Raw genomic sequence first — 3,769 nt, 5'->3', positions numbered from 1 at the left:
TATAGACCTTGCCGCAGGAGTAAAAGAGAACCCCAAATTAGATTTTGACCCATATCAGAAATATGGAGGCGTAGGTTCAGCCACGAACTTGGAGAAGGGGTATTGGGTAGTAATGCAACATCCGGTAACAACAGAAGTATCTTTATCAAGAAAGCAAATTGAAGAAACTTTGCATGCCATGTACGAAATCAATGAACCTGTTTTGATGTTCTGGCCAAATGTAGATGCTGGAGCTGATGGAACTAGTACAGGTATTCGTTCATTCAGGGAAACACACAAACTGGATCATTTTCACTTTTTCAAAAATATGGAACCCACAGATTTCCTAAGGATATTATGCAACAGCAAAGGATTAATAGGGAATAGTAGTGTAGGAATCAGGGAGTGTGCCTTTTTGGGTATTCCCGTGGTCAATATCGGGAGCAGGCAGAATAGAAGGGATAGAGGGAATAATGTCATTGATGTAGGTTATGATAAAACTGAAATATTAGCTGCCATCAAGGCTCATTCTACACAAGCGCCAACTGCTTCACATATATATGGAGGAGGAAATGCTGGTGAACAAATAGCGGACTTGCTTGCCAAGCTCCCTTTGAGATTTCACAAGACGATAACTTTTTAGGTTTTGAAAAACCAGACTGTCAAAATACTTGGAATCATCCCGGTAAGAGGAGGCTCTAAAGGGATACCAGGGAAAAATATCAAACTCCTGGGTGGTAAGCCTTTGATTGCCTACACCAAAATGGCAGTGGATGAAGCTTCTTTACTCAGTAAAGTGGTTGTGAGCACTGATGATGAAGCCATCACCAAGGTTGCTTTAAGTTTAGGTTTGGAGGTTCCCTATAAAAGACCTGCACATCTGGCTGATGACAAAGCACCTACCTTAGGAACCATTATTCATTGTCTTGAATATTTTGAAAGTCAAGGAGAAATCTTTGATGCAGTTTGTATACTCCAGGTTACCAGCCCTTTTAGGAAGAAGGGGATGATTGATGAAGCAATTCAGAAATTTATAAGTTCAGATGCCGACACCTTGGTGTCAGTCTTGCCCGTACCTCATGAGTTTAACCCACATTGGGTTTTTGAGGAAAATGACGAAGGATTCCTTTCTATTTCTACCGGAGACAGTGAACTGATTTCACAAAGGCAAAAACTTCCTAAAGCTTATTATAGAGATGGAGCAATTTATATAACTAAAACTGCAATAATTAAAAATAAATCATCATTGTTCGGTGAAAAGTTAACCTACATTCTAGGAGATCCAAAACTCCACGTCAATTTAGATACCATGGAAGACTGGTATCAAGCCGAACAAATAATTGAAAAAATAAATAATCCATAAATTATATGTGTGGAATTGCAGGTATTATTGGCCATAAAGCCAATATTAAGGCCTTAAAATCAATGCTAAATGTTCAAACTCACAGAGGTCCTGATCACATGGGGACCTTTTTAGTGGAAAGGGAATGTGCATTAGGGCATAATAGACTAAGTATTTTAGATTTATCAGAGGCTGCAAACCAACCTTTTATATCTTCGGATGGACGTTATTTTCTAACATTCAACGGGGAAATTTATAATTTCATTGAGCTGAGGTCTCTATTAAAAGATAAATACGATTTTAAAACGCAATCAGATACTGAAGTTTTACTTTATGCCTATATCGAGTGGGGAAAAGACTGTCTGAATAAGTTTAAAGGGATGTTTTCCTTTGCCATTTGGGACAATGATGAGAAAGAATTATTTGCTGCAAGAGATAGGTTTGGGGTCAAACCTTTTTACTTTTCACAGAGTGATAGCAGTCTCTATTTTTCTTCAGAGATTAAAGCTCTTTTTGAGGGAGGAATTGAAAAATCTCCCAATGAAAAGGTTTGGAGCACCTTTTTTGCTTATGGCTTTAATGGAACAGGAAGGGATTCATTTTGGAAAGGTATTTATCAACTTCCTTCAGGTTCATTCTTAATTTACAAAGATCAACAACTGCATATTGAAAAGTGGTATGATTTTGTGAATAATGTTTCCCAACTGACTTCCACTTTAAATAACGGTAAGGTTGAAGATCGACTTATGCAGCTGTATGAGGATACCATAAGACTCAGGTTCAGAGCAGATGTGCCTGTAGGTTTCAATTTGAGTGGGGGAGTAGATTCAAGTTTTTTACTTTCCATGGTGTTGAAATATTACGGAAACAGAAATGTCCAAGCCTTCACCTTTTACACAGATGATGAACGGTATGATGAATTGATTTGGGTTGAAAAGATGCTGGAAAACACAGGGTTTCAACTCAATAAATGTTTGTTGACACATGAGGAGGTGCCTGATTTGACTAAAAAAATGTCCGATCATTTATGTGAACCCTTTGGAGGTATCCCAACCTTAGCCTATTCCAAGCTTTTCTCTATAGCAAGAGAAATGGGAGTTTTGGTGCTTTTGGATGGTCAGGGTTCAGATGAAGTCTGGGCAGGATACGATTATTATTTACAACCTGAGGATAAATTGGTACAGGGGAGTTTAAAATCCCCTGTTAAACCGGGAATGCTGAAGGGTGATTTCTTCGAGCTCGCAGAATACCCTGAAGCTGTGAAACCCTTTGATACACGGATTCTGAATCTGCAGTATAGAGATATATTCTCCACAAAACTCCCCAGGGCCTTAAAATATAATGATATGGCCAGTATGATCAATTCTGTTGAATTAAGAGAGCCATTTTTAGACCATGAATTGATGGAATTTGTATTCAGCCTTCCTTTAGAATTTAAAATTAAGGGTCAAGTTCAGAAGTCCTTTTTGAGAGATATTTCTTCAAAATTTTTGAATAATCAAATTTCATATGCACCTAAAAGACCACTTCAAACTCCCCAAAGAGAATGGCTTGGCAAGGAATTAGCTCCATGGGTTAAGGACCATGTCAACTTGATGTTGGATACAGGTTGGTTTGATAAAAGTTACACAGAGAAAGCTGTGGATAATTATATGAAAGGAGACCAGGAGAACAGTTATTTTCTTTGGCAATTGGTAAATTCAGCACACTGCGTCTAACATGAAGGTTTGTTTTTTAATCCCAGATGGGGTCGGTATTAGAAATTATTTATACAGTGATGTTGTCAAAGGCCTTATAGAACAAGGTCATGAGGTGATTGTATGGCATAGCCTTGGGAAAGAGCTCATTGGTCAGGTAAAAGATTTTATAAATGTCGATTTTGAAGATTATGATTTTTTTCACAGGCCAGAGCTTCCTGTAGTCAAGTTTGTGAGAGAAACTGCAGTGTTGGCAAGGCTTAGAAAGAATATGGAAATCCGATCCAATCCAACAATAATGAACAATTGGAAGCCATCCCAGTCAGGTTGGAAGAATAAATTGTTCTACAGCGGAGTGGCTTTTGCCTCAAGATTTCTTAAAGATTATCCTGACATCAGCAATTGGGAGAAATACGGATTTGAAAAATCAAAAGCGAGCCTTTCTTATCAGGAGGCAAAATCTTTTCTTTCCCAGCATAAACCTGACATACTCTTTTGTACCCATCAGAGGGTACCTTCGGTTACATCTGCCCTGATTGCAGCAAATGATGTCGGCATAAAGACCTATACCGCGATATTTTCATGGGATAACCTTCCTAAGGCCAGATTGCCTTTTAGGACAGATAAATACTTGGTTTGGTCCCGGTATATGAAAAATGAATTGTTAACGTATTATCCTGACATCGATGAAGATCAAATTGAAATTACCAGTACTCCTCAGTTTGATTTTTACAGAAAAAAAGAGTTAATC

Annotated in this window: 4 protein-coding genes; all 4 read left to right on the top strand. The window is 38.1% G+C overall.

What is annotated here, in order from left to right; translation table 11 throughout:
• Positions 1-622, top strand: a 622-nt coding sequence (locus EA341_RS00385) for a UDP-N-acetylglucosamine 2-epimerase (RefSeq protein ID WP_293010700.1), incomplete at its 5' end; no start/stop codon positions are given.
• 3 nt (positions 623-625) lie between these two features.
• Positions 626-1,342, top strand: coding sequence for an acylneuraminate cytidylyltransferase family protein (locus EA341_RS00380; protein WP_293010699.1), 717 nt, complete (start codon positions 626-628; stop codon positions 1,340-1,342).
• Positions 1,343-1,347: 5 nt separating this feature from the next.
• Positions 1,348-3,039, top strand: a complete 1,692-nt coding sequence (gene asnB / locus EA341_RS00375) for an asparagine synthase (glutamine-hydrolyzing) (protein WP_293010698.1) — start codon at positions 1,348-1,350, stop codon at positions 3,037-3,039.
• A gap of 1 nt (position 3,040) precedes the next feature.
• Positions 3,041-3,769: hypothetical protein (locus tag EA341_RS00370; RefSeq protein ID WP_293010697.1), on the top strand; the 729-nt coding region annotated here is incomplete at its 3' end.

The organism is Mongoliibacter sp., assembly GCF_007692705.1.
Lineage (GTDB): Bacteria > Bacteroidota > Bacteroidia > Cytophagales > Cyclobacteriaceae > Mongoliibacter.
The sequence above is the reverse complement of the archived record's forward strand: the minus strand, read 5'-3'. Positions and strand labels throughout refer to the sequence as shown.